This window comes from Mumia flava, assembly GCF_002797495.1.
GTDB classification, from domain to species: domain Bacteria; phylum Actinomycetota; class Actinomycetes; order Propionibacteriales; family Nocardioidaceae; genus Mumia; species Mumia flava.
The window spans coordinates 41,418-65,610 of the sequence record NZ_PGEZ01000001.1; the positions used below are offsets into that span (position 1 = coordinate 41,418).

Below are 24,193 nucleotides of genomic sequence, written 5' to 3' on the forward strand. Positions count from 1 at the left end.
GGGCGTGGCCGGCTCAGCGAGCCGAGGCCAGGTCCTCACGGGCCTCGCGGACGGCCCCGCGCAGACCGTCGACGTCCGGTCCGCGCCCCAGGACGCCGCGCGACGAGGCCACGAGGACGTGGTCCCACACGTCGCCGAACATCCGTGCGAGGTCCTGCGACGTCCCGCCCTGCGCCCCGTAGCCGGGCACCAGGAGCGGACCGCCGATCCGGACGTCGGCGTCCAGGTCGCCGAGCGTCGCCCCGACCACCGCTCCGTACGAGCCCTGGGGTCGCACCCCGGCATTGCGCTCCCGGATCCCGTCGAGCATCGTCTGTGCGACCGTCGCGCCGCCCTCCAGACGCGCACGCTGCACCTGGGACCCTTCGGGGTTCGACGTGAGCGCCAGCACGAAGACACCGCCGCCGTGCTCGGCGGCGCGCTGCAGGAACGGGTCCAGCGAGCCGAGCCCGAGGTACGGGCTGACCGTCACGGCATCGACCCGCAGGGGCGAGTCGGCATGGAGGTACGCGTCGGCGTAGGCCGCCGCCGTCGACCCGATGTCGCCGCGCTTCACGTCGAGCAGCACGAGCAGACCCGCGCTGCGTGCCTCGCGCACGGTGCGCTCCAGCACGGCCACCCCGGCCGCTCCGAACCGCTCGAAGAACGCGGACTGGGGCTTCACGACGCCGACCTCGCCCGCGAACGCCTCGACCGCCCGCAGCGCGAAGCGCTCCAGTCCCGCGACGTCGTCGGGCAGGCCCCAGGCGTCGAGCAGCGCCGCGTGCGGGTCGATGCCCGCGCACAGCGGACCGTACCGCCGGGTCGCGGCCCACAGCCGCGCACCGAACGGTTCTGCGTCCCCGGGGCCCCCGGCGTCTCCTGGCTCCTGCGGACCGACCGGCTCAGACATGCGCCAACCCCCGTACCTCGTCCAACGATGCGAACCCGCGGACCGCGAGCTCGTCGCGCAGCTCGTCGGCGACGCGGACCGGCGCCGACGGGTCGTGGAAGATCACGGTGCCGACCTGCACCGCCGCGGCGCCGGCGAGCACCATCTCGAGCGCGTCGAAGCCCGTGCGGATCCCGCCCACGCCGATGATCGGGAGGTCCGGGAGCGCACGGCGGATCTGCCAGACCGCGCGGACCGCGACCGGGCGGACCGCGGGACCGCTCAGCCCACCGGTGACCCCGCCCAGCCGCGGACGCAGCGTGTCGGGGTCCATCGCGATGCCGAGCAGCGTGTTGATCACCGTCACCCCGTCCGCACCCGCGTCGGCCGCGGCGCCCGCCACGATCGTGATGTCGGTGACGTCGGGCGTGAGCTTCGCGAAGACGGGGATGTCGTCGGGGATGTGGGGGCGGACCTCGCTGAGGACGCGGTACGACGAGTCGGGGTCGCAGGCGAAGACCATGCCGCGGTTCTCGACGTTCGGGCAGGAGATGTTGACCTCGATGCCCGCGACGCCCGGAGCCTGGCCCACGCGACGCGCCAGCTCGACGTACTCGTCGGCGGTCTCCCCCGCGATCGAGACGAACGCCCGCGCGCCGCGCTGGACCAGCCAGGGCAGGTCCCGGGCCAGGAACGCGTCGATCCCGGGACCCTGGAGCCCGATGGAGTTCAGCATCCCTGACGGGGTCTCGACCATCCGCGGCGTCGGCCGACCGGAGCGCGGGCTGCGCATGATCGACTTCGTCACCACCGCGCCGATCGAGGTGACGTCGAAGAACTGGTCCAGCTCGCGACCGGCTGCCGCGCAGCCGGACGCGGTCATCACCGGCGTCGGCATCCGCAGTCCGCACAGGTCGACCGCGAGATCGACGTCGGCGGGATCGAGCGGCGCCCGGCCGCCCTCGGCCGCGCTCATCGCGGCGCCCCCAGCGTCCCCGGCGGGATCGTCCCGACCGCGTCCCACCGGACCCGGTCGCCCCGGAACACCGGGCCCTCCACGCAGCTGCGCACCATGCGTACCAGCCCGTCCTCTCCCTCGACCGGCAGCACGCACGTCATGCACACGCCGACACCGCAGGCCATCGACTCCTCCACGACGCACTGGCTCCACGCGCCGGCGTCCTCGGCCAGGTCGGCGACCGCCCGCAGCATGCCCATCGGACCGCAGGCGTAGACGACCGCCGCCTCCACGTCGTCGACCAGACCCTCGAGGACGTCGGTCACCCGACCCCGGGTGCCGGTCGACCCGTCCTCGGTGGTCACGTGCACGCTGGACCCCACCCGGTTGGCCTCCAGCACGCCGAACAGGCGCGGTGTCGTCGCCGCGCCGAGCACGAAGTGCGCGCTGCTCCCCCGCTCCCGCAGGGCGCTCGCGAGCGAGAACATCGGCGCCGAGCCGTACCCGCCGCCGACCAGGATGCAGGCGACCTTCTCCTTCGGCAGCGCGAACGGCCGGCCCATCGGGCCGACGACGTCGATCTCGTCCTCCGGGGCCAGGTCCGCCATCCAGCGGGTGCCCTTGCCGTGGGCGGCGAAGACGACCTCCACCGTCGGGCCGTAGCGCCCCGTCGTCGACGTGCGATAGATCGAGAACGCCCGACGCAGGAGCATCCCCGAGTCGGCCCCGCCCACGGCGAGCGCGACGAAGTGCCCGGGCCGGGTGTGCTCGGCGATGCCCTCGACCGCGATCACCAGGTGGTGGTAGTCGCCGACCGGCGTGCGGCTGACGACGCGGCCACGGGCCTGCGTGACCGTCATGCCGGCACCTCGGCCGCATCCCCGGCCGCATCCCCGGCCGGTCCGGGGCCGACCTTCAGGGCCGCTCCCCAGGACTGGAGCGAGCGGACCCCCACCTCCCCCGAGCGAGCCGCCTCGATCCCCTGCACCGCCGCTGCCAGACCCTGCACCGTGGTGATGCAGGGGACGCCGGCGTTGATCGCCGCGGTCCGGATCTCGTACCCGTCGACGCGCGGGCTGCCGCCCGACGTCGCGCCGTGCGGCGTGTTGATCACGAGCCCCACCTCGCCCGACGAGATCAGGTCGACGATCGCGTGCCCGCTGTCGACCGGCTCCTCGCCCAGCTTGCGGACCACGGCCGCGTCGACGCCGTTGCGGTGCAGCACCGCAGCCGTCCCGGCCGTCGCCACGATCTCGAAGCCCAGGTCGGCCAGCCGCTTGATCGGGAAGATCATGTGCCGCTTGTCGGAGTTGGCGACCGAGACGAACACCTTCCCGCCGGTCGGCAGACCCTCCTGAGCCCCCGCCTGCGCCTTCGCGAAGGCGGTGCCGAACAGCGAGTCGATGCCCATCACCTCCCCCGTGGAGCGCATCTCCGGGCCCAGCAGGGTGTCGACGGTCGTGCCCTCGACGGTCCGGAAGCGGTTGAACGGCATCACCGCCTCCTTGACGGCGACCGGCGCGTCCGGTCCGAGGTCGCCGCCGTCGCCCGTCGCCGGCAGGACGCCGGCCGCTCGGAGGTCCGCGATCGACTCCCCCAGCATCAGCCGGGCGGCCGCCTTCGCCAGCGGCACCGCGGTCGCCTTCGAGACGAACGGCACCGTGCGCGAGGCGCGCGGGTTGGCCTCCAGGACGTAGAGCACGTCGGAGCTGAGCGCGAACTGGATGTTGATCAGGCCGCGCACCCCGACGCCCTCGGCGATGGCCCGCGTCGAGACCCGGATCCGATCCAGGTCCTCGGCGCCCAGCGTGATCGGCGGGAGCGCGCAGGAGGAGTCGCCCGAGTGGATCCCGGCCTCCTCGATGTGCTCCATCACGCCACCGAGGTAGAGGTCGGTGCCGTCGAACAGCGCATCGACGTCGATCTCGACCGCGTCGTCGAGGAACCGGTCGACCAGCACCGGGTGCTCCGGCGAGATCTCCGTCGAACGCTCGATGTAGCCCGCCAGGGCCGCCTCGTCGTACACGATCTCCATGCCGCGGCCGCCCAGGACGTACGAGGGGCGGACGAGGACCGGGTAGCCGATCTCGTCGGCGACCTGCTTCGCACCCGCGAACGACGTCGCGGTGCCGTGCTTCGGAGCCGGCAGCCCGGCCTGTGCCAGCACCCGGCCGAACTCCCCACGGTGCTCGGCGAGGTCGATCGCGGCCGGGGACGTCCCGACGATCGGGACCTCCGCCGCCTCGAGCGCAGCCGCCAGGCCGAGCGGCGTCTGCCCGCCGAGCTGCACGACGACGCCGGCGAGCGGGCCCGCCTTCTGCTCGGCGTGCACGACCTCGAGCACGTCCTCGAGCGTCAGCGGCTCGAAGTAGAGCCGGTCGGAGGTGTCGTAGTCGGTCGAGACCGTCTCCGGGTTGCAGTTGACCATGATGGTCTCGTAGCCGGCCTCGGACAGCGCGAGCGACGCGTGCACGCAGGAGTAGTCGAACTCGATCCCCTGGCCGATCCGGTTCGGGCCGGAGCCGAGGATGACCACCGCCGGACGATCCCGCGGCGCCACCTCCGTCTCCTCGTCGTAGGACGAGTAGTGGTAGGGCGTACGCGCCGCGAACTCGGCCGCGCAGGTGTCGACCGTCTTGTAGACCGGACGGATCCCCAGAGCGTGCCGCACCCCGCGGACGACGTCGGCGCTCATCCCGCGGATCTTGCCGATCTGCGCGTCGGAGAAGCCGTGCCGCTTCGCCCGGCGGAGCACGACCGGATCGAGCTCCTCGGCGCTGCTCAGCTCCTCGGCGACCTCGTTGATCAGGGCGAGCTGGTCGACGAACCACGGGTCGATCCGGGTCGCGTCGAAGATCTCCTCCGGCGTCGCCCGGGCGCGCAGCGCGTCCATCACCTTCTTCAGGCGCCCGTCGTGCGGCGTCGCGATCTCGGCGAGGAGCGACTCCTTGTCGAGATCGACCCACTCGCGGTGCCAGTCGAAGACCGCGTCCGGGCGCTCCAGCGAGCGCAGCGCCTTCTGGAGCGCCTCGGTGAAGCTCCGGCCGATCGCCATCGCCTCACCGACCGACTTCATGTGGGTCGTGAGCCGCTCGTCGGCGGACGGGAACTTCTCGAACGCGAACCGCGGCACCTTGACCACGACGTAGTCCAGGGTCGGCTCGAAGCTCGCCGGGGTCTGCTCGGTGATGTCGTTCGGGATCTCGTCGAGGGTGTAGCCGACGGCGACCTTGGCGGCGATCTTCGCGATCGGGAAGCCGGTGGCCTTCGACGCCAGCGCGCTCGAGCGCGAGACCCGCGGGTTCATCTCGATCACGACGACCCGACCGTCCGCGGGGTTCACGGCGAACTGGATGTTGCAGCCGCCCGTGTCGACGCCGACCTCGCGGATCACCCCGATCGCGATGTCGCGCAGCCGCTGGTACTCGCGGTCGGTCAGGGTCATCGCCGGTGCCACGGTGATCGAGTCACCGGTGTGCACGCCCATCGGGTCGACGTTCTCGATCGAGCAGACGATCACGACGTTGTCGGCCTTGTCGCGCATCACCTCCAGCTCGTACTCCTTCCAGCCGAGGATCGACTCCTCCAGGAGCACCTCGGTGGTCGGGCTGGCGGCCAGGCCCGCGCCGGCGATCCGGTGCAGGTCGGCCTCGTCGTGCGCGATCCCCGACCCGACGCCGCCCATCGTGTACGACGGGCGGACGACGACCGGGTAGCCGAGGTCCTCCACCGCGGCGAGGCAGTCGGCCATCGAGTGGCAGATCGCCGAGCGGGCCACCTCGGCGCCCCACGCGTCGGGGAGGCCTTCCACGATCGCCTTGAACGACTCGCGGTTCTCGCCCTTCTCGATCGCCTCGACCGACGCGCCGATCAGCTCGACGCCGTACTTCTCCAGCACGCCACCGTGGTGCAGCGACATCGCGGCGTTGAGCGCGGTCTGGCCGCCGAGCGTCGCGAGCAGCGCGTCCGGGCGCTCCTGCGCGATCACCCGCTCGACGAACTCCGGGGTGATCGGCTCGACGTAGGTGGCGTCGGCGAACTCGGGGTCGGTCATGATCGTCGCCGGGTTCGAGTTGACCAGGATCACCCGCAGCCCCTCGCTGCGCAGCACCCGGCACGCCTGCGTACCGGAGTAGTCGAACTCGCAGGCCTGGCCGATCACGATCGGCCCGGACCCGATCACGAGGACGGAGGAGATGTCGTCGCGGCGCGGCATCAGCGCCCCCCTTCTTCGTTGCCGGCCGACCCGGCGCGGTCGGCCATGAGGTCGGCGAAGCGGTCGAACAGGTACTCGGCATCGTGCGGGCCCGCGGCCGCCTCGGGGTGGTACTGGACGCTGAACGCCAGCGGCCGGCCGTCCGGGTCGCGCAGCGCCAGGCCCTCGACGACGTCGTCGTTGAGGCACACGTGGGTGACCTCCGCGATCCCCAGCGGGGTCTCCACCGGCCGGTCGGTCGGCGCATCGACGGCGAAGCCGTGGTTGTGCGCGGTGACCTCGACCTTGCCGGTGGTCCGGTCCATCACGGGCTGGTTGATCCCGCGGTGGCCGTACTTCAGCTTGTAGGTGTCGAACCCGAGCGCGCGGCCCAGCATCTGGTTGCCGAAGCAGATCCCGAAGAACGGGATCCGGCGCCGCAGCACCTCCTGCAGCAGCGCGACGGCGCCCGTGGTCGCCGCCGGGTCGCCGGGTCCGTTGGAGAAGAACACCCCGTCGGCCCCGACCGCCAGCACGTCGTCGACGGTGGCGCCGGCGGGCAGGACGTGAGTCTCGATCCCGCGCTCGGCCATCCGGTGCGGCGTCATCGCCTTGATCCCCAGATCGACCGCGGCCACGGTGAACCGCTTCTCGCCACGAGCCTCGACGACGTACGCCGCGTCGGTGGTCACCTCGGCGGCCAGGTCGGCGCCCGCCATCGACGGGGCCTCCCGGACCTGATCGAGCAGTGCCTCGGCCGAGGTGCCGTCGGAGGCGATCCCGACCCGCATCGCGCCCCGCTCGCGCAGGTGCCGGGTGAGGGCGCGGGTGTCCACGCCGCTGATCCCGACGACGTCCTGGGCGACCAGCTCGTCCTCCAGCGTCCCGGTCGCGCGCCAGCTGCTGACGCGGCGCGCGGGGTCGCGGACGACGTACCCGGCGACCCAGATCCGGCCCGACTCCGGGTCGTCGGCGTTGACGCCGGTGTTGCCGATGTGCGGCGCCGTCATCACGACGACCTGGCGGCGGTACGAGGGGTCGGTCAGCGTCTCCTGGTAGCCGGTCATCCCGGTGGAGAAGACCGCCTCCCCCAGCGTCGTGCCCCGAGCCCCGTAGGACTCACCACGGAACGTGCGCCCGTCCTCCAGGACGAGCACCGCGGGCGTCCGTACGACCTGGCTCATGCGGCCACCTCCTGCACCAGCGCACCGTCGAGCACCGTCGGGCGACCGCGCAGGAAGGTGGCGACGACCCGTCCCGGCAGCTCGAGCCCGGCGTACGGGATGTTGCGCGAGCGCGAGACCGCGTCGCGCGGATCGATCGTGCGGCTCGCCGCCGGGTCGTACAGCACGACGTTGGCGGGCTCGCCGACCGCGAGCGGGCGGCCGTGCGCGGCGACCCGGCCGATCCGGGCCGGCGTGGCCGACATCCGCTCGGCGACTCCCGCCCAGTCGAGCAGGCCGGTGTCGACCATCGTGTGCTGGACGACCGACAGGGCGGTCTCCAGCCCGGTCATCCCGAACGCCGCGGCCGCCCACTCGCACTCCTTGTCCTCGCTCGGGTGCGGCGCGTGGTCGGTCGCCACGATGTCGATGACCCCCTCGGCGAGCGCCTCGCGCAGGGCGGCGACGTCGTCGGCGGTCCGCAGCGGCGGGTTGACCTTGTAGCGCGGGTCGTACGTCGCGGCGAGCGCGTCGGTGAGCAGCAGGTGGTGCGGGGTGACCTCGGCGGTCACGTCGACGCCGCGCGACTTCGCCCAGCGGACGATCTCCACCGAGCCGCGGGTCGAGAGGTGGCAGACGTGCAGCCGCGACCCGACGTGCTCGGCGAGCAGGACGTCGCGGGCGATGATCGCCTCCTCGGCGACCGCCGGCCAGCCCGTCAGCCCGAGCCGTCCGGACAGCTCGCCCTCGTTCATCTGGGCGCCCTCGGTCAGGCGCGGCTCCTGCGCGTGCTGCGCGATCACGCCGTCGAACGCCTTGACGTACTCCAGCGCCCGACGCATCAGCACCGCGTCGGAGACGCAGCGGCCGTCGTCGGAGAACACCCGGACGCCGGCCGCGGAGTCGGCCATCGCGCCGAGCTCGGCGAGCCGCTCGCCGTCGAGGCCGACGGTCACGGCGCCGACCGGTGCGACGTCGCACCAGCCGTGCTCGCGCCCCAGCCGCCAGACCTGCTCCACGACACCGGCGGTGTCGGCGACGGGGTCGGTGTTGGCCATCGCGTGCACGCACGTGAAGCCGCCGGCGGCGGCCGAGCGGGTGCCGGTCTCGACGGTCTCGGAGTCCTCGCGGCCCGGCTCGCGCAGATGGGTGTGCAGGTCGACCAGACCCGGCAGCGCGATCAGGCCCTCGGCGTCGACGACCGTGTCCGCGCCCGGATCCAGGTCGGTGCCGATCTCGGTGATCACGCCGTCGGCGATCCGGACGTCGGCGACCGTCTCGCCGAGCAGGGACGCGTGGCGGAGGAGGTAGGCGCTCATGCCTGCCCTTCTGTCGTGGCGGAGGGGGTGCTGGCGGGGGCGGCGGCCTCGCGCGCGCCGCCGAGGAGGAGGTACAGGGCGGCCATCCGGACGGCGACGCCGTTCGTGACCTGCTCGACGATCACCGAGCGGTCGCAGTCGGCGACGTCGGCGGTGATCTCCATCCCGCGGTTCATCGGGCCGGGGTGCAGCACGATCGCGTGCTCCGGCATCCGGGCGAGCCGCTCGACCCCGAGGCCGTAGCGGCGGCTGTACTCGCGTGCGCTCGGGAAGTACGCGGCGTTCATCCGCTCGCGCTGCACCCGCAGCATCATCACGGCGTCGGTCTTCGCCAGCGCCGAGTCGAGGTCGTACGTCGTCTCGACCGGCCACGACTCCACTCCGTACGGCATCAGGGTGGGCGGAGCGACCAGGGTGACCTCGGCGCCGAGCGTGGCGAGCAGCAGGGCGTTCGAGCGGGCCACGCGGCTGTGCAGCACGTCCCCGACGATCGTGATCCGACGACCGTCGAGATCGCCGAGGTGACGGCGCATCGTGAAGGCGTCGAGCAGCGCCTGGGTCGGGTGCTCGTGCGAGCCGTCCCCGGCGTTGAGGATCGCGGAGTCGATCCAGCCGGCGTCGGCGAGCCGCTTCGGGGCGCCGGAGGCCTGGTGGCGGATCACGACCGCGTCGGCGCCCATCGCCTGGAGCGTGAGCGCGGTGTCCTTGAGGCTCTCGCCCTTGGAGACGCTCGACCCCTTCGCGGCGAAGTTGATCACGTCCGCGCTGAGCCGCTTGGCCGCCGCCTCGAACGAGATCCGGGTGCGGGTGGAGTCCTCGAAGAACAGGTTGACGACCGTACGGCCCCGCAGCGTGGGGAGCTTCTTGATCGGCCGCTCGGCGATGTGCCGCATCTCCTCGGCGGTGTCGAGCAGCAGCACCGCCTCGTCGCGGCTCAGGTCGCCGGCCGACAGCAGGTGCCTCATCGCGCCTCCTCCGTCCGCGCCGACTCGATCAGGACCTCGTCGGCCCCGTCGTGGTCGGCGACGTGCACCTTCACCTGCTCCGACAACGCGGTCGGGAGGTTCTTGCCGACGAAGTCGGCCCGGATCGGCAGCTCGCGGTGGCCTCGGTCGACGAGCACGGCGAGCTGCACGGCCCGGGGCCGCCCGAGGTCGCCGAGGGCGTCGAGGGCGGCCCGGATCGTACGCCCCGAGAACAGCACGTCGTCGACCAGGACCACGACCTTGTCGTCCAGGTCGACGGGGATCTCCGTGCGCTCCAGAGCCCGCGCCGGCTTCAGCCGCAGGTCGTCGCGGTACATCGTGATGTCGAGCGAGCCGTACGGGACGGGCCGTGTCTCGACCTGGCTCATCCGGTCCGCGACGCGGCGGCCGAGCTCGACACCGCGGGTGGGGATCCCCAGGACGACGACGTCGTCGCTGCCGCGGTTCTTCTCGAGGATCTCGTGGGTGATGCGGGTCAGAGCGCGGGCGATGTCGCCTGCGTCGAGGACCACACGGGGACGTGCGCCGGTCTCGTCGGGACCAGGGCGCGCGGAATCAGGGGTGTGCGCTGACACCGGCTGACCTCCTTCTCCGCCTCACGGGACGGTGGTTAAAGGACGTCTGTCGAGCACAGCCTACAGGGCCGCGAACGACACGCCGTACGGCGTCCTCCGCGGGTCGGACGGACCCGTACGGACCGGCACGACGTGATGCCGACCGAGGAGGACATCCCCATGATCCTCGGGGTCGCGGCGCCGTTCGCGCCCGCGCCCAAGGCGCACCCCGCCCTCCTCGTGCGCGACCTCGACGGGCCGGAGGGCCGCCTCAGCGCCGCAGGCCACGCGTGCGTGCGGTCCGACGGCGAGTTCGAGGGCGTCCAGCGGGGAGCCGGCGGATCCCCGGCCCCGCGTGTTTTCGTTGCCGGCAACGAAAACACGGCGACGTCCCGGCCCGTCGCGAGCGGGGGTTCCGTTGCCGGCAATGGAACCTGGCTCCGGGCACGGAGGAATCGCGCGCGCTTCCGGTGCCACGAACCACTTCTTGTTGCCGGCAACGAAAACCTGCAGGTGGGGCGTCCGATGTCCAGCCGCGGTACGGGGGCCGCGGGCGTCTGAGGGGGGAGGTGGGGTCTCGATCCTCGCTCCGCTCGGCCTCGACCAGCGGGGGTTGGGGTCTCGATCCTCGCTCCGCTCGGCCTCGACCATCGGGGGTTGGGGTCTCGATCCTCGCTCCGCTCGGCCTCGACCAGCGGGGGTTGGGGTCTCGATCCTCGCTCCGCTCGGCCTCGACCAGCGGGAGGTGGGGTCTCGGCCTCGACCAGCGCGGAGGGGTCAGGCGGGGAGGGCGGGCTTCTCGTCGGCGATCCGGGTCAGCAGACCCTGCACGAACGACGGCGAGCCGTCGGTGGAGAGGTCGCCGGCGAGGTTCGCGGCCTCGGAGATCGCGACCGGGTCCGGGACGTCGTCGCGGAACAGGATCTCGTAGGCACCGATCCGCAGCAGGTTGCGGTCGACCGCCGGCATCCGCGTCAGCGTCCACCCCTGCGCGAACTCGGTCAGCAGGGCGTCGATCCGATCGCGGTGCTCCCGCACACCCTCGACCAGCTCGACCGTGTACGGGTTCACGGGCGGATCGCCGGCGGCGAGCCGCTCGTCCAGCGACGCGCCGACCGGCCGGTCCTGCATCTCGGACTCGAACAGGACGTCGAGGGCGCGCTTGCGGGCCTTCGTACGCGCGCCCATCAGCTGCTGACGCGACCCAGGTAGCTGCCGTCGCGCGTGTCGACCTTGATCTTCTCGCCCGTCGTGATGAACAGCGGGACCTGGATCTCGCGACCGGTCTCGAGCTTCGCGGGCTTCGTGCCGCCCGACGACCGGTCACCCTGCAGGCCCGGCTCGGTGTACTCGACCGTCAGCTCGACCGACGCCGGGAGCTCGATGTAGAGCGGGGTGCCCTCGTGCGTCGCGACCATCGCCTCCTGGTTGTCCAGGAGGAAGCCGGCGGCCTCGCCGACGACGTCCTCGGACAGCGGGAGCTGGTCGTACGTGGTCGTGTCCATGAACACGTAGGAGTCGCCGTCGTGGTAGAGGTACTGCATCGTGCGCTTGTCGACCGTGGCCACGTCGACCTTCACGTCCGCCGTGAAGGTGCGGTCCACGACCTTGCCCGACAGCACGCTCTTCAGCTTGGTGCGGACGACGGCCCCGCCCTTGCCGGGCTTGTGGTGCTGGAACCACACGACGGCCCACAGCTGTCCGTCGAGGTTGAGCACCATGCCGTTCTTCAGGTCGTTCGTCGTTGCCATCAGGCGAGCTCCAGGAGTTCAGTGGTCGCGACCGTCAACAGCTCGGGCTGGCCGTCGGTCACGACGAGGGTGTCTTCGATGCGCACGCCCCCGCGACCGGGGACGTAGATCCCGGGCTCGACCGTCAGGGCGGTGCGGCGGTCCAGTCTAGCGGGGCTCGGCGAGCTCAAGAACGGGTCCTCGTGGATCCTCAGGCCGACGCCGTGCCCGAGGCCCGTCGTGAAGTGCTCCAGCCAGCCCGCGTCGGCCAGGCTCCCCCGGACGTCGGCATCCACCTCGTCGGTCTGTCGACCCTCCCGGCACCCCTCGACGCCGAGTGCCTGCGCCTCACGGACCGCGTCGTGGATCTCGCGCTGCCAGGCGTCGGCGCGCCCGAGGACGACCGTCCGGGTGCAGTCGGCGTGGTAGCCGTCCACACGCGCCCCGAAGTCGATCTTGAGCAGGTCCCCGGTCTCGAGCACCCGCTCGGTCGGGTCGTGGTGCGGGATCGCGCTGTTGGGGCCGGAGGCCACGATCGTGTCGAACGCGATCGCCTCCGCCCCGGCCTCGTACATCCGCCACTCCAGGTCGCGTGCGACCGCCCGTTCCGTGCGCCCCACGAGCGGACCCTCCAGCAGGCCCGCGAGCGCCTCGGTCGAGACCCGGCACGCGACGCGCAGCGCGTCGAGCTCGACCTCGTCCTTGACCACCCGCAGCTCCTCGACGGCGCGCCGCAGCGAGGCGACCTCGACCCCGTCGAGCGCACTCACCAGGCGCTCGTGCTCGTCGACGGACAGCGCATGCGTCTCGACGCCGACCCGGGTGGCCCCGCCCAGCCGCGCCGACAGGGTCCCGAGCAGGTCGCGGTCGACCTCGATCTGGACGTCCGGGGCCTCGGCCCGGGCCTGGTCCTGGTAGCGGCCGTCGGTCACCAGGACCGCGGTGCCGTCGGCGGCGACGCCGACCGCGCCGTTCGAGCCGGTGAACCCGGTCAGGTAGCGGACGTTGACGAGATCGGTGACGAGGGCCGTCGCGATCCCGCGAGCGCGGATCATCGCGGCCAGGCGTCCCCGCCGTGCATCGTGCTCCACAGCCATGCCCGCCACCCTAGCCCGACGGCCGGGACGCAAGCGCTCAGCGGCTGATCTCGGCGTACGCCGACATGAGCGTGGCGTCGTCGGGGCCGGCCAGGATCGACGTCCGCGCCAGCCCGTCGAGCACCACGAACCGCAGCTGCGAGCCCCGGGCCTTCTTGTCCAGCCGCATCCCGGCCAGCAGGTCGTCCCACGCGCCCGGCTGGTACGAGGTGGGCAGCCCGATCGCCTGGAGCAGCCACCGGTGCCGCGCCACGAGGGAGGCGTCGATCCGCCCGGACAGCCGGGCCAGCTCGGCGGCGAAGACCATGCCGATCGAGACCGCGGCGCCGTGGCGGAACGCGTACGCCTCGTGTCGCTCGATCGCGTGGCCCAGGGTGTGGCCGTAGTTCAGCGCCTCCCGCCCGATCCCGCCGCCGGCACCGGACTCACGCAGGTCCCCGGCGACGACCGCGGCCTTGACGCGGATCCCGCGGGTGACCACCTCCCGCAGCACCTCGCTGCCGACGTCGAGGGCCGCCGACGGGTTCGGCTCGAGCAGGGTCAGGATCTCCGGGTCCGCGATGAAGCCGCACTTGACGACCTCCGCGAGGCCGGAGCGGATCTCGTTGACCGGCAGCGAGCGCAGCAACGACAGGTCGCAGAGCACGCCGGACGGCTCGTGGAACGACCCGACGAGGTTCTTGCCGTCGGCGGTGTTGATGCCGGTCTTGCCGCCGACCGCGGCGTCGACCATCCCCAGCACCGTGGTCGGGACGAGGACGAAGCGCACCCCGCGCAGCCAGGTCGCCGCGACGAAGCCCGCCAGGTCCGTCGTCGCGCCGCCGCCCACCCCCACGATCGCGTCCGAGCGGGTGAAGCCGGCACCGCCCAGCACCGACCAGCAGAACCCGGCCACGTCGGCCGTCTTCGCCGACTCCCCGTCCGGCACCTCGATCGCGTGCGCCTCCAGCCCGGTCCGCGCCAGCGCGGCCCGGACCGCCTCGCCGAGCGCGCGCAGGGCGACGGGGTGGACCACGGCGACCCGCTCCGCCTCGGAGGGCAGCAGCGGCGGCAGGTGCGCGCTGAGTCCGTGGCCGACGACCACGTCGTACGGCTGCGCGGTCGCGACGCTCACTCGGGTCGGGTCGGACACCGTGGCTCCTTGCTCCGACCGGCCGCGGCTCGGGCCTCGGTCGACGGATCGTTCGGTCAGTCGATCAGGGACAGCACGGCCTGCGCCACCTCGTCGGGGGTGCGGCCGTCGGTGGGGACGACATGGGCCGCCACCTCCGTGTAGACAGGACGGCGCTCGTCGAGCAGCGCCTTCATCTGGGAGCGTACGTTGCCCAGCAGCAGCGGGCGGCTCGTCGTGAGGCCGACCCTCGACGCGGCCTCGGCCAGACCGACGTCGAGGAACACGACCGGGTGGCCAGCCAGCGCCTCGCGGGTCTCGGGCCGCATCACCGCTCCCCCGCCCAGGGCGAGGACACCGTCGTGCTCGGCGAGCGCCCGGGCGACCGCCCCGGCCTCCAGGTCACGGAAGTGCGCTTCGCCCCGCTCCACGAACAGGTCGGCGATGGCCGTCCCGGTCAACGCCTCCACGTCGGCGTCGGTGTCGCGCACCGCCACGCCCCAGGCCTCGCCCAGCAGCGCCGCAACCGTCGACTTGCCGGCCCCCGGAGGGCCGACGAGGACCACCCGGGGGCTCACGCCGGCGCGAGCTGGTCGAGGTACGAAGCCACGTTGCGGGCGGTCTCCGCGACCGAGTCGCCACCGAACTTCTCCACCACCGCGTCGGCGACGACCAGCGCCACCATCGCCTCGGCGACGATGCCGGCCGCGGGGACCGCGGCCACGTCGGAGCGCTGGTGGTGCGCCTGGGCCGCCTCGCCGGTGCGGACGTCCACCGTGCGCAGCGCCCGCGGCACGGTCGCGATCGGCTTCATCGCGGCCCGGACCCGCAGCGCCTCGCCGGTCGACATGCCGCCCTCGGTCCCGCCGGACCGCCCGGACGTCCGCCGGATGCCGTCCTCGGTGCCGACGATCTCGTCGTGCGCCAGCGACCCCCGGGTCCGGGCGAGCTCGAAGCCGTCGCCGAGCTCGACCCCCTTGATCGCCTGGATCCCCATCAGGGCGGCCGCCAGACGGGCATCGAGCCGCCGGTCCCAGTGGACGTGGCTGCCGAGGCCCGGCGGGAGCCCGTGGACGACGACCTCGACGACCCCGCCGAGGGTGTCGCCGTCCTTGCGTGCGGCATCGACCTCGGCGACCATCGCCGCGGACGTCGCCTCGTCGAGCGTACGCACCGGGTCGGCGTCGAGGCGCTCGACGTCGTCGATCGTCGGGACCAGTCCGCTCGGCGCCCGGACGCCGCCGAACTCGACGACGTGGCTCACCACGCTCGCCCCGCAGACCTGGCGCAGGAACGCCGTGGCGACGGCACCGAGCGCGACCCGCGCCGCGGTCTCACGGGCGCTCGCGCGCTCCAGGATCGGACGCGCCTCGTCGTGGGCGTACTTCTGCATCCCGACGAGGTCGGCGTGACCGGGACGCGGACGGGTCAGCGGAGCATTGCGCGCCACGCCCGCGAGCTCGTCCTCGTCGACCGGGTCGGCCGCCATCACCTTGTCCCACTTCGGCCACTCGGAGTTGCCGATCCGCAGCGCGATCGGGCTGCCGAGCGTCCGTCCGTGCCGGATCCCGCCGACGATCTCGAGCTCGTCGGCCTCGAACTTCATCCGGGCGCCGCGCCCGTAGCCGAGACGCCGGCGAGCGAGCGCGTCCGAGATCGTCGTGCTCGTCACCTCGACACCCGAAGGCATCCCTTCCAGGACCGCGACCAGGGCAGGGCCGTGGGACTCCCCTGCCGTCAACCACCGAAGCATGCGCCAAGTCTGTCATGCCGGGCACGGGGTCCCGTGCGCGTCTCGCCACGGGCGCGCACCTGCCTCGGGCGCACGCCTCCCGCCCGCCTCACCACCAGGAGGCGGGGAGGCCCCCGAGCAGCGCTCCGCACCACGCGCCGAGCACCATGCTCGGCCCGAACGGGAACGTGCGGTCCGGGCGCCGCCGGACGAGGACGACGACACCGACCGCTGCGCCGACCAGGAACGCGGCGTAGGTCCCCACCACGAGCGGCGCCCATCCCAGCATCGCCAGCGCGATCGCGAGGACGCCGGACAGCCGGACGTCGCCGTACCCGATGCCGCGGGGCGAGGCCACCCACAGCAGCAGGTAGCCGCCCGAGACCGCCAGCCACCCGACCCCGACGCGGACCAGCAGGCCGAGATCGTCCGCGACCACCGCGGCGAGCGCGGCGAGGACGAGCAGCAGCGGATAGGCGGGCAGCACCAGCCGCCGGGGCAGCAGCCGGGTGCGCAGGTCGACGTCGGCGAGCACCACCCCCAGGACGACGACCACCACCCACGCGGCGAGCACCGGCACCGGCGCGTCGGACCAGCGCCAGCCGATCGCCGCGCACCCGAGCGCCCCCAGCACCGCGTACGCCCCCGCCAGTCCGCGCCGACGTGCCAGCCGGGCGTAGGTGATCTTGTCCTCGGCCGCGTCGTCCGGCTCGGGCAGGCGAGCCAGCACCAGCGGCGCCAGCGCACCGCCGACCCCTCCGGCCACGGCCATCGACGCGGCCAGGAGAAGTTCGGACACGGACGCACGATAGCCGTACGGCGTGCCGCGCGGCGCCGTCGTCCCCAGCCCAGGCACGACCGGGCGGTGCCCACGGACCCGCGGACTGCCGGGGTCGTCACCCGCACCGAGTCGCGGCACCGATCGACTCCGAGCGCTCGGAACGACGGCCAGACGCTCAGCGGTGAAGGGCCAGTGCCTCGAGCGCGGTCTCGCGGAGCAGCCCCGCCTCGATCTCGGCACCCGTCATCAGCCGCACCTGGTCGACCGCCTGGTGCGCCAACAGGTCCAGACCGCTGATCACCGGCACGGCCGCGTTGATCGCCGCGGTCGCCAGCGGCGTCGGCCAGGGGTCGTAGACCACGTCGAAGACCGCGTCGCAACGCGCGACCAGCTCGTCGGCGAACCCGGTGACGGCCACGGTCGGGACGGTCGACACGACCACCTGGGCCGACCGGACCATGTCCGGACCCAGCCCTGCGACCTCGGTCTCCAGACCGTGGCCGGACAGACGCGCAGCCAGGGCGTCGGCCTGCTCCAGCGAACGGGCCGCGATCGTGACCCGACGGAGCCCGAGCCGGCGCAGCGACGCCACCATCGACTCCGCCGTCGCCCCCGCCCCGATCACGAGCGCGTCGGTGACCGCGTCGACCCCGCGCTCGCGCAGCGCCGCGACCCCGCCCGTCAGGTCGGTGTTGAAGCCGTGCAGACCCTCGACGTCGCGGATCACGGTGTTGACGCCACCGACCTCCTGCGCGCCGACGTCGACGGTGTCGAGGTAGGGCAGCACCGCACGCTTCAGCGGCATCGTCAGCGACAGTCCCCGCCACCGGTCGTCGAGGCCGGCGAGGAACACGCCGATGCCGTCCTCGTCGACGTCGAAGGCCTCGTACGTCCAGTCGGTCAGCCCGAGGTGCTCGTAGGCGCGCCGGTGCATGGGCGGGGACATCGAGTGCGCGATCGGGCTGCCCAGCACGGCGCAGCGCGGCATCAGCAGCCCCCTTGCTCCGCGCACTTCGCCTTGAACTCCTCGACGTTCGCGAGGTGCTCGTCGTACGACGACGTGAAGGCCGACTCACCGGTCTCGGGGTCGATCACCGTGAAGTACAGCCAGTCCCCGTCCGCCGGGTTCACCGCGGCGTTCAGGGCCTTCTCACCCGGGTTGTCGATCGGACCGGGCGGAAGACCGGCGAACTTGTAGGTGTTGTACGGCGAGTCGGAGTCCCGGTCGGTCTCGCTGGTCCACACGCTGCCGTTCTTGCCGACCGCGAAGTGCACCGTCGAGTCCATCTGGAGCGCCATGCCCTGGTCGAGCCGGTTGTAGATCACCCGGGCGACCTTGCGCATGTCGGCCGTGCCCGCCTCGGCCTGCACGATGCTCGCCACCGTGACGATCTCGGCCTGGGTGTACCCCAGCGCCTGGGCGCCCTGGCCGACGCCGACCTCCTGGCGGACCTCGCCACCGGCGGAGACCATCTGCTGGAGCAGCGACATCGCGGTGGTGTCGGGCGCGACCGTGTACGTCGCCGGATAGAGGTAGCCCTGCGGGTCGCCGTTCGCGGCGCCCGGCAGCCCGAGCTTCGGGTCGGCGAGCGCAGCCTCGACCTTCTTGCGGCCGAAGTCCGTCTGCTCGGCCACGATGTCCACCACCTGGTCGGTGCGTGCGCCCTCCGGGACCGTCACCTGCGCGTCGACGCGCGCAGCCGGGTCGAGCAGCCGCTGCACCGCGGCCTCCGCCGACATCTGCTCCCGCATGTCGTAGAAGCCCGGCTGGACCTGGGTCACCTCGCCGCCGGTGGCGTCGGCGGCCGCGAGGAACGCGTCCACGCTGGCCACCACCCCGTCGTCCTTGAGCGTGCGCCCCATCGCCGCGACCGAGTCGCCCGTGCTGATCTCCACCACGACCGATCCCGTGCCCTGCCCGGAGTAGTCCTCCGGCCCGGCGAACAGCGACTCGACGGCGGACAGGCCCCTCGTGGCGCCGAAGTACGCAGCGACCAGGAGCCCGGCCGCGACCGCCAGGACCACCAGGCAGCTGAAGCCGCCCCGGCGCTCCTTCGACTTGCGACGCTTCTTCGAGCGGTGCCCGGGACGGCGACGCTCCTCGTCGGGCATGAGTCCGAGGTTGCTCATCGTGCGACCTCCACCAGCTCGCCCGGAGCACGTCCCTGGGACCGCTCGGCGTCCAGCGCCGACTGCAGGATCACCACGGCCGCGGCCTGGTCGACGACGGCCCGACGCTTCTTGCCCTTGCGCCCGACCTCTCTCAGCGCGTGCTCGGCGGTCACGGTCGACATCCTCTCGTCAACGAGCCGGACCGGGAGCGGTGTGCTCCGAGCCAGCTCCTCGGCGTAGCCGCGCACCTTGTGCGCAGCCGGTCCCCAGTCCCCCGACAGTGATCGTGGCAAGCCAACCACGATCTCGACCGCACGTCGATCCTCGGCGATCGCGAGGATCGCCCGGACGGACGTCGCGCCCGCCGGCACGGTCTCCACCGGAGTCGCGAGCAGCCCCGAGGGGTCGCTGACGCTCACGCCGATCCGGACGTCGCCGACGTCGACACCGATCCGTACGCCCGCCCGCACGTCAGGCCGCGCTCCCGACGGCGTCACGGACCGCCGCGACGGCGGCGGGAGCCCCCGCGACGTCGGTGCCTCCGCCCTGCGCGACGTCGGGCTTGCCGCCACCACGACCGCCCAGGGCCGCCATCGCGGGCCTGATCAGCTCGCCGGCGGCGAGCCCGGCCTCGCGCCCGGCCTCGTTCACCGCGACCACGCAGGCCGCCTTCCCGTCGGACGTCCCCACCACCGCGACCACGCCGGGCCGCGCCGGGTCCAGCCGCCCGCGCACGTCCAGCGCGAGCGTGCGGGCGTCCTTGGCGGACAGGCCGTCGGCCACGTGCCCGACGTACGCCGTCCCGGCCACGTCCACCGCACGCGCGGCGAGGTCCGAGACGGACGACAGCAGCTCGGCCGCCCGCAGCTTCTCGATCTCCTTCTCGGCGGTCCGCAGGCGTCCGACCAGGTCGCTGACCCGGTCGCCCAGATCCTCCGACGGCGTCTTCAGCAGGTCCCCGAGCTGCGCGACGAGGTCACGCTCGCGCGCGAGGTACGAGAAGCCCTCGAGCCCGACCACGGCCTCGACCCGGCGGTTGCCGGCACCCACCGAGGAGTCCGACGTCATCACGACCGTGCCGATCTGCGAGGAGTGGGCGACGTGCGTGCCGCCGCACAGCTCACGCGACCACGGGCCGCCGATCTCGATCACCCGGACGTCCTCGCCGTAGGTCTCCCCGAACAGCGCGAGCGCCCCGATCTCCTTCGCCTTCTCCAGCGACATCACCGCAGCCGAGACCGGCAGGTCCTCGCGCAGAGCACGGTTCGCGGCCTGCTCGACGTCGTGCATCTGCTCCGGGCTCAGCGGGTTGCTCCAGCCGAAGTCGAGCCGCAGGTAGCCCGGACGGTTGTACGAGCCGGACTGCAGCGCGGTCGGGCCGAGAACCTCGCGCAACGCCGCGTGCACGACATGGGTGCCGGAGTGGGCCTGGCACGCACCGAGCCTCCACTGCGGGTCGACCTGCGCGTGCACGGGCGTGCCGTGGGCCAGCTCGCCGGCGAGCACACGGACCTGGTGCACCACGAGCCCTCGGACGGGGCGCTGCACGTCGAGCACCTCGGCGCGGCCGCCGTCCCACTCCAGCACGCCGGCATCGGCGTTCTGGCCACCCGACTCCGCGTAGAACGGGGTCCGGTCCAGCACGACCTCGGCGATCTCGGACTCGGCGACGACCGCCGCCGGGCCCGACTCCTTGATCACGGTCTGCACGACCGACTCGGTGCTCAGGGTGGTGTACGCGAGCCACTCGCTCGGGCCGTTCGCGTCCAGGGCGTCGCGGTAGACGGCCGTGTCGGCGTGCCGGCCCTTCTTCGACTTCGCGTCCGCCTTCGCACGGGCGCGCTGCTCCGCCATCAGCGACCGGAAACCGTCCTCGTCGACGACGAGCCCCTGCTCGGAGGCCATCTCGAGGGTGAGGTCGATCGGGAACCCGTACGTGTCGTGCAGCTGGAAGGCCTTCTGGCCGCTCAGCGAGGGCGCGCCGGACTGCTTCGCCTCGCCGGCCGCCAGGTCGAAGATCTGCGTGCCCTTCGCGAGGGTCTGGCGGAACGCGTCCTCCTCGGCGTAGGCGACCTGCGAGATCCGCGCGAAGTCCGATCCCAGCTCGGGGTAGGACCGCTCCATCTGCTCACGGCTGACCGGGAGCAACTCGGGCAGCGCCCGGTCCTCGAACCCCAGCAGGCGCATCGAGCGCACCGCACGACGCAGCAGGCGTCGCAGGACGTACCCGCGTCCCTCGTTGCCGGGGGTCACCCCGTCGCCGATCAGCATCAGACCGCTGCGGACGTGGTCGGCGATCACCCGGAACCGCACGTCGTCGCCGTGGTCGGCGCCGTACCGCTTACCGGAGAGCGCAGCCGCCCGCTCGATCACGGGAAACACCTGGTCGATCTCGTACATGTTCTGCTTGCCCTGGAGCAGGTACGCGACCCGCTCCATGCCCATGCCGGTGTCGATGTTCTTCTTCGGCAGCGGGCCCGCGACGTCGAAGTCCGCCTTGCTGCGGACCGCGGCGAGCTCCTCCTGCATGAAGACGAGGTTCCAGATCTCGAGGAAGCGGTCCTCGTCGACGACCGGTCCGCCGTCCGGTCCGTACTCCGGGCCGCGGTCGATGTAGATCTCCGAGCACGGGCCGCCCGGCCCGGGCACGCCCATGTTCCAGTAGTTGTCCTCCAGGCCGCGGTCCTGGATCCGCTCGTCGGGCAGGCCCGCGACCCGCTTCCACTCCGCACGCGCCTCGGCGTCGCTCGGCAGCACCGTGACCCAGACCTTGTCCGGGTCGAAGCCGAGACCGCCGTCGTCGACGGAGCCGGTCACCAGCGACCACGCGAGCTCGATCGCGCCGGCCTTGAAGTAGTCGCCGAAGGAGAAGTTGCCGTTCATCTGGAAGAACGTGCCGTGCCGGGTGGTCTTGCCGACCTCCTCGATGTCCTGGGTGCGCACACACTTCTGCACGCTGGTGGCGCGCTCGAACGGCGGCGTCTCCTGACCCAGGAAGTACGGCTTGAACGGCACCATGCCGGCGTTGACGAACAGCAGGTTGGGGTCGTCGAGGATCAACGAGGCCGACGGGACCACCGTGTGGCCGTTGCGCTCGAAGTGAGCGAGGAAGCGGCGGTGGATCTCGGCAGTGTCCATGGGGTGAGGTGTCCTGTTCAGCGGGTGTCGTTCCCGGGGGTGGCCGGGAGGGCGGGGCGGGCGGCGTCGAGCGCGGCCGGCGAGGGCGGGGCGGCGAGGCGGTCCGCCGCCGCGGCGGCGACGTCGACGGAGCGGAGGTCGGCAGGGTCGATCCCGAGACGCTCGGCGATCTGGAGCTGGCGGTCGGCCATCCCGACACGCATCTCGGCCAGGAACGCGCTCGCGCCCAGCTGCACGGCGGCCAGCTGGTCGGCCAGCCCGGTCGGGGTGAGCCGGGTCGCGAGGCGCCGTGCCTTCACGGTGCCGTAGACGCCGGCGGTCGTCCCCGCGACGAACCACAGCATGCGGGCCCTCATCGATTCCCCTTCTCCTCGAACGTGTCGGCGGCCGGTGGCGGTGCCGGCTCCGGGCGGATCCTCGCCGCTCGCGCCGCGGCCCGGGCGGCCCGGGCACGGATCCGGCGACGGCGGCGGAACTCCCTCCGGACGATCCCGCGGATCCGGTCACGGCTCTGCGGCCGCAGCGCGTAGAGCAGCCCGTGGCTGAGCACGGCACCGCGGATCAGCGGTCGTCCCATCGTAGCCGCCACCACCTGCTCGCCCGTCGGAAGGACGACCACACGGCCGTCGCGGGTGACCACGGCGCCGGGGTCACCCGGCACGCGCGCCGTGTGCGAGCCGCCGGGCGCGGCGATCCGACCCTCGAGGACCCCGGGCGCCGTCGACGGTCGATCCTCGGCGTCGTCGCCGTCGGCCGGGTGGTCGGCGGGCGCGGGGCGATCGGCGGGCTCCGTGCCGAGGTCACCGGCGCGTGCGCGGTCGGTCTGCAGCGCCGCCACCTGCCGCCGCAACCGCAGCAGCAGCCCGAACGACAGCACCGCGGCGACCAGCGCCAGCACGGCGACGGCGCTCGCGACGGTGACGATCCAGGCCTCGGCGGACATGCAGGCGACCCTACCGAGCCTCCCCGAGGCCCGTCACCGGGCGGACCCCGAACGGCCCTCGTCCGAGCCCGCGGCCGAATCGTGCCCGCGCACGATCGCACGCAGCCGCTCCCACCGCGTCATGAGCTGCGCCTCGGCGCCGCGACTCGTCGGGCGGTAGTACGCCGAGTCCGCGATCGCGTCCGGAGCGTACTGCTGCTCGACGACGCCGCGCGGGTCGTCGTGCGCGTACCGGTAGTCGTGGCCGTGGCCGAGCGACTTCGCGCCCGGATAGTGCGCGTCGCGAAGGGCGGCGGGTACGGCGCCGGCCCGGCCCGCGCGGACGTCGGCCAGGGCGGCGTCGATCGCCGTGCACGCGGCGTTCGACTTCGGCGCGAGCGCCAGCGCGATCACGACCTGCGACAAGATGATGCGCGCCTCGGGGAACCCGACCATCGCAACCGCCTGCGCCCCCGCGACGGCGGTCGGCAGCGCCGTCGGGTCCGCGAGACCGATGTCCTCGCTGGCGAGGATCATCAGGCGACGCGCGAGGAAGCGCGGGTCCTCCCCCGCCTCCACCATCCGCGCCAGGTAGTGCAGCGCGGCGTCGACGTCCGAGCCGCGCACCGACTTGATCAGGGCGCTGGTCACGTCGTAGTGCTGGTCGCCCTGCCGGTCGTAGCGCAGCGCGGCCCGGTCGACCGCACGGGCGGCGTCGTCGACGCCGATCCGCTCCGACCCGTCGGACACCGCGGCGTCGGCGGCCGCCTCCAGGTACGTGAGGGCCCGTCGCGCATCCCCGCCGGCGAGCCGTACGAGGTGGTCGCGGGCCTGCGGGTCGAGCGTGACAGCACCACCCAGCCCGCGCTCGTCGACCACGGCCCGGTCGACCAGCGCCGCGATGTCGGCGTCGGTCAGCGGCTCCAGGGTGAGGAGGAGGGATCGCGACAGCAGCGGCGAGATCACCGAGAAGTGCGGGTTCTCGGTCGTCGCGGCGATCAGCGAGACCCAGCGGTTCTCCACCCCGGGCAGCAACGCGTCCTGCTGGGCCTTGGAGAACCGGTGGACCTCGTCGACGAACAGGACCGTCTCGCGCTCGCCCCGGGCCAGCCGACGGCGTGCGTCCGCGAGAGTCTCGCGGACCTCCTTCACGCCCGCCGACACGGCTGAGACCTCGACGAAGCGCCGGTCGGTCTGACGGCTCACCAACGACGCGATCGTGGTCTTGCCCGTCCCGGGAGGTCCCCACAGGACCACCGACATCGACCGGTCGCCCTCGATCATGCGCCGCAGCGGAGATCCCGTCTGCCGCAGGGCGTCCTGGCCGACCAGCTCGTCCAGCGACGTCGGCCGCATCCGCACCGCCAACGGCGCCGACGCGTGCGACGCGTCCGACAGGCTGCCCCCCGGCCCCGGCGCAGGCCCGGCAGCCGCCGGGGTCTCGAACAACGGCTCGGCGTCCACGTCGCCACCCTAGCGACCGCGGGCACACCGCCCGGAGGTCCGCGCCGCGACGCCGCGCGG

General features: G+C 73.1%; 23 protein-coding genes. 1 reads left to right on the top strand and 22 read right to left on the bottom strand.

Annotated elements, in window-relative coordinates; translation table 11 throughout:
* Positions 1-13 precede the first annotated feature (13 nt).
* The 8 genes from pyrF to pyrR are packed head-to-tail and all read right to left on the bottom strand — an operon-like array spanning position 14 to position 10,067.
* The gene (pyrF, locus tag CLV56_RS00230) at positions 14-892 is read right to left on the bottom strand and encodes an orotidine-5'-phosphate decarboxylase (protein ID WP_100414209.1); all 879 of its coding nucleotides are present in this window, start codon (positions 890-892) and stop codon (positions 14-16) included.
* A complete protein-coding gene (locus CLV56_RS00235; RefSeq protein ID WP_100414993.1) occupies positions 885-1,847 on the bottom strand; it encodes a dihydroorotate dehydrogenase in 963 nt (320 codons plus the stop codon). The genes pyrF and CLV56_RS00235 overlap by 8 nt, the downstream gene beginning before the upstream one ends.
* The gene (locus CLV56_RS00240) at positions 1,844-2,689 is read right to left on the bottom strand and encodes a dihydroorotate dehydrogenase electron transfer subunit (RefSeq protein WP_039359149.1); all 846 of its coding nucleotides are present in this window, start codon (positions 2,687-2,689) and stop codon (positions 1,844-1,846) included. The genes CLV56_RS00235 and CLV56_RS00240 overlap by 4 nt, the downstream gene beginning before the upstream one ends.
* Positions 2,686-6,045, bottom strand: a complete 3,360-nt coding sequence (gene carB, locus CLV56_RS00245; RefSeq protein ID WP_039359150.1) for a carbamoyl-phosphate synthase large subunit — start codon at positions 6,043-6,045, stop codon at positions 2,686-2,688. Before carB ends, CLV56_RS00240 begins: the two co-directional genes overlap by 4 nt.
* Positions 6,045-7,208 carry a glutamine-hydrolyzing carbamoyl-phosphate synthase small subunit gene (gene carA, locus CLV56_RS00250; protein ID WP_039359151.1) on the bottom strand — a complete coding sequence of 388 codons (1,164 nt, stop codon included), beginning with the start codon at positions 7,206-7,208 and terminating at the stop codon, positions 6,045-6,047. The genes carB and carA overlap by 1 nt, the downstream gene beginning before the upstream one ends.
* The gene (locus CLV56_RS00255; protein WP_039359152.1) at positions 7,205-8,506 is read right to left on the bottom strand and encodes a dihydroorotase; all 1,302 of its coding nucleotides are present in this window, start codon (positions 8,504-8,506) and stop codon (positions 7,205-7,207) included. The genes carA and CLV56_RS00255 overlap by 4 nt, the downstream gene beginning before the upstream one ends.
* Positions 8,503-9,471 (bottom strand): aspartate carbamoyltransferase catalytic subunit, encoded by a 969-nt coding sequence (locus CLV56_RS00260; protein WP_039359153.1) that lies wholly within the window; start codon positions 9,469-9,471, stop codon positions 8,503-8,505. The genes CLV56_RS00255 and CLV56_RS00260 overlap by 4 nt, the downstream gene beginning before the upstream one ends.
* On the bottom strand, positions 9,468-10,067 hold the full coding sequence (gene pyrR / locus CLV56_RS00265; protein WP_039359154.1) for a bifunctional pyr operon transcriptional regulator/uracil phosphoribosyltransferase PyrR: 600 nt from the start codon (positions 10,065-10,067) through the stop codon (positions 9,468-9,470). The genes CLV56_RS00260 and pyrR overlap by 4 nt, the downstream gene beginning before the upstream one ends.
* A gap of 159 nt (positions 10,068-10,226) precedes the next feature.
* Here pyrR and CLV56_RS00270 point away from each other — a divergent pair, with 159 nt between their 5' ends.
* Positions 10,227-10,607 (top strand): hypothetical protein, encoded by a 381-nt coding sequence (locus CLV56_RS00270; RefSeq protein ID WP_157805015.1) that lies wholly within the window; start codon positions 10,227-10,229, stop codon positions 10,605-10,607.
* Positions 10,608-10,823: 216 nt separating this feature from the next.
* Here CLV56_RS00270 and nusB read toward each other — a convergent pair whose 3' ends face one another.
* From nusB to CLV56_RS00340, 14 genes are all read right to left on the bottom strand, one after another.
* Positions 10,824-11,234: a transcription antitermination factor NusB gene (gene nusB / locus CLV56_RS00275; protein ID WP_039359156.1), complete on the bottom strand. Its 411-nt coding sequence runs from the start codon at positions 11,232-11,234 to the stop codon at positions 10,824-10,826.
* On the bottom strand, positions 11,234-11,800 hold the full coding sequence (gene efp, locus CLV56_RS00280) for an elongation factor P (RefSeq protein ID WP_039359157.1): 567 nt from the start codon (positions 11,798-11,800) through the stop codon (positions 11,234-11,236). The genes nusB and efp overlap by 1 nt, the downstream gene beginning before the upstream one ends.
* The gene (locus CLV56_RS00285; RefSeq protein ID WP_039359158.1) at positions 11,797-12,873 is read right to left on the bottom strand and encodes a M24 family metallopeptidase; all 1,077 of its coding nucleotides are present in this window, start codon (positions 12,871-12,873) and stop codon (positions 11,797-11,799) included. Before CLV56_RS00285 ends, efp begins: the two co-directional genes overlap by 4 nt.
* A gap of 37 nt (positions 12,874-12,910) precedes the next feature.
* Positions 12,911-14,005 (bottom strand): 3-dehydroquinate synthase, encoded by a 1,095-nt coding sequence (gene aroB, locus CLV56_RS00290; RefSeq protein WP_039359159.1) that lies wholly within the window; start codon positions 14,003-14,005, stop codon positions 12,911-12,913.
* 56 nt (positions 14,006-14,061) lie between these two features.
* Positions 14,062-14,562 (bottom strand): shikimate kinase, encoded by a 501-nt coding sequence (locus tag CLV56_RS00295; protein ID WP_039359160.1) that lies wholly within the window; start codon positions 14,560-14,562, stop codon positions 14,062-14,064.
* Positions 14,559-15,737 (bottom strand): chorismate synthase, encoded by a 1,179-nt coding sequence (gene aroC / locus CLV56_RS00300; RefSeq protein WP_039359161.1) that lies wholly within the window; start codon positions 15,735-15,737, stop codon positions 14,559-14,561. The genes CLV56_RS00295 and aroC overlap by 4 nt, the downstream gene beginning before the upstream one ends.
* An 88-nt stretch (positions 15,738-15,825) precedes the next feature.
* On the bottom strand, positions 15,826-16,515 hold the full coding sequence (locus CLV56_RS00305) for a prepilin peptidase (RefSeq protein ID WP_157805016.1): 690 nt from the start codon (positions 16,513-16,515) through the stop codon (positions 15,826-15,828).
* A 157-nt stretch (positions 16,516-16,672) separates the two neighbouring features.
* Entirely contained in the window at positions 16,673-17,485 is an 813-nt protein-coding gene (locus CLV56_RS00310) for a shikimate dehydrogenase (protein ID WP_039359162.1), read from the bottom strand.
* Positions 17,485-18,627: an endolytic transglycosylase MltG gene (mltG, locus tag CLV56_RS00315; protein WP_100414211.1), complete on the bottom strand. Its 1,143-nt coding sequence runs from the start codon at positions 18,625-18,627 to the stop codon at positions 17,485-17,487. Before mltG ends, CLV56_RS00310 begins: the two co-directional genes overlap by 1 nt.
* Positions 18,624-19,106: a Holliday junction resolvase RuvX gene (ruvX, locus tag CLV56_RS00320; RefSeq protein ID WP_425437682.1), complete on the bottom strand. Its 483-nt coding sequence runs from the start codon at positions 19,104-19,106 to the stop codon at positions 18,624-18,626. The genes mltG and ruvX overlap by 4 nt, the downstream gene beginning before the upstream one ends.
* Complete coding sequence (alaS, locus tag CLV56_RS00325; protein WP_039359163.1) at positions 19,081-21,747, bottom strand: alanine--tRNA ligase; 2,667 nt, start codon at positions 21,745-21,747, stop codon at positions 19,081-19,083. Before alaS ends, ruvX begins: the two co-directional genes overlap by 26 nt.
* A 17-nt stretch (positions 21,748-21,764) precedes the next feature.
* The gene (locus CLV56_RS00330) at positions 21,765-22,103 is read right to left on the bottom strand and encodes a DUF6167 family protein (protein WP_157805017.1); all 339 of its coding nucleotides are present in this window, start codon (positions 22,101-22,103) and stop codon (positions 21,765-21,767) included.
* On the bottom strand, positions 22,100-22,690 hold the full coding sequence (locus tag CLV56_RS00335; RefSeq protein ID WP_039359164.1) for a hypothetical protein: 591 nt from the start codon (positions 22,688-22,690) through the stop codon (positions 22,100-22,102). The genes CLV56_RS00330 and CLV56_RS00335 overlap by 4 nt, the downstream gene beginning before the upstream one ends.
* A 33-nt stretch (positions 22,691-22,723) precedes the next feature.
* A complete protein-coding gene (locus tag CLV56_RS00340) occupies positions 22,724-24,133 on the bottom strand; it encodes a replication-associated recombination protein A (protein ID WP_245857467.1) in 1,410 nt (469 codons plus the stop codon).
* Positions 24,134-24,193: the final 60 nt, after the last annotated feature.

Excerpts from the sequence above, each read along its gene's own strand:
- pyrF (WP_100414209.1), bottom strand. The coding sequence starts at position 892 with ATGTCTGAGCCGGTCGGTCCGCAGGAGCCAGGAGACGCCGGGGGCCCC.
- CLV56_RS00235 (WP_100414993.1), bottom strand. The coding sequence starts at position 1,847 with ATGAGCGCGGCCGAGGGCGGCCGGGCGCCGCTCGATCCCGCCGACGTC.
- CLV56_RS00240 (WP_039359149.1), bottom strand. The coding sequence starts at position 2,689 with ATGACGGTCACGCAGGCCCGTGGCCGCGTCGTCAGCCGCACGCCGGTC.
- carB (WP_039359150.1), bottom strand. The coding sequence starts at position 6,045 with ATGCCGCGCCGCGACGACATCTCCTCCGTCCTCGTGATCGGGTCCGGG.
- carA (WP_039359151.1), bottom strand. The coding sequence starts at position 7,208 with ATGAGCCAGGTCGTACGGACGCCCGCGGTGCTCGTCCTGGAGGACGGG.
- CLV56_RS00255 (WP_039359152.1), bottom strand. The coding sequence starts at position 8,506 with ATGAGCGCCTACCTCCTCCGCCACGCGTCCCTGCTCGGCGAGACGGTC.
- CLV56_RS00260 (WP_039359153.1), bottom strand. The coding sequence starts at position 9,471 with ATGAGGCACCTGCTGTCGGCCGGCGACCTGAGCCGCGACGAGGCGGTG.
- CLV56_RS00270 (WP_157805015.1), top strand. The coding sequence starts at position 10,227 with ATGATCCTCGGGGTCGCGGCGCCGTTCGCGCCCGCGCCCAAGGCGCAC.
- nusB (WP_039359156.1), bottom strand. The coding sequence starts at position 11,234 with ATGGGCGCGCGTACGAAGGCCCGCAAGCGCGCCCTCGACGTCCTGTTC.
- CLV56_RS00285 (WP_039359158.1), bottom strand. The coding sequence starts at position 12,873 with ATGGCTGTGGAGCACGATGCACGGCGGGGACGCCTGGCCGCGATGATC.
- aroC (WP_039359161.1), bottom strand. The coding sequence starts at position 15,737 with ATGCTTCGGTGGTTGACGGCAGGGGAGTCCCACGGCCCTGCCCTGGTC.
- CLV56_RS00310 (WP_039359162.1), bottom strand. The coding sequence starts at position 17,485 with ATGCCGCGCTGCGCCGTGCTGGGCAGCCCGATCGCGCACTCGATGTCC.
- mltG (WP_100414211.1), bottom strand. The coding sequence starts at position 18,627 with ATGAGCAACCTCGGACTCATGCCCGACGAGGAGCGTCGCCGTCCCGGG.
- alaS (WP_039359163.1), bottom strand. The coding sequence starts at position 21,747 with ATGGACACTGCCGAGATCCACCGCCGCTTCCTCGCTCACTTCGAGCGC.
- CLV56_RS00330 (WP_157805017.1), bottom strand. The coding sequence starts at position 22,103 with ATGAGGGCCCGCATGCTGTGGTTCGTCGCGGGGACGACCGCCGGCGTC.
- CLV56_RS00335 (WP_039359164.1), bottom strand. The coding sequence starts at position 22,690 with ATGTCCGCCGAGGCCTGGATCGTCACCGTCGCGAGCGCCGTCGCCGTG.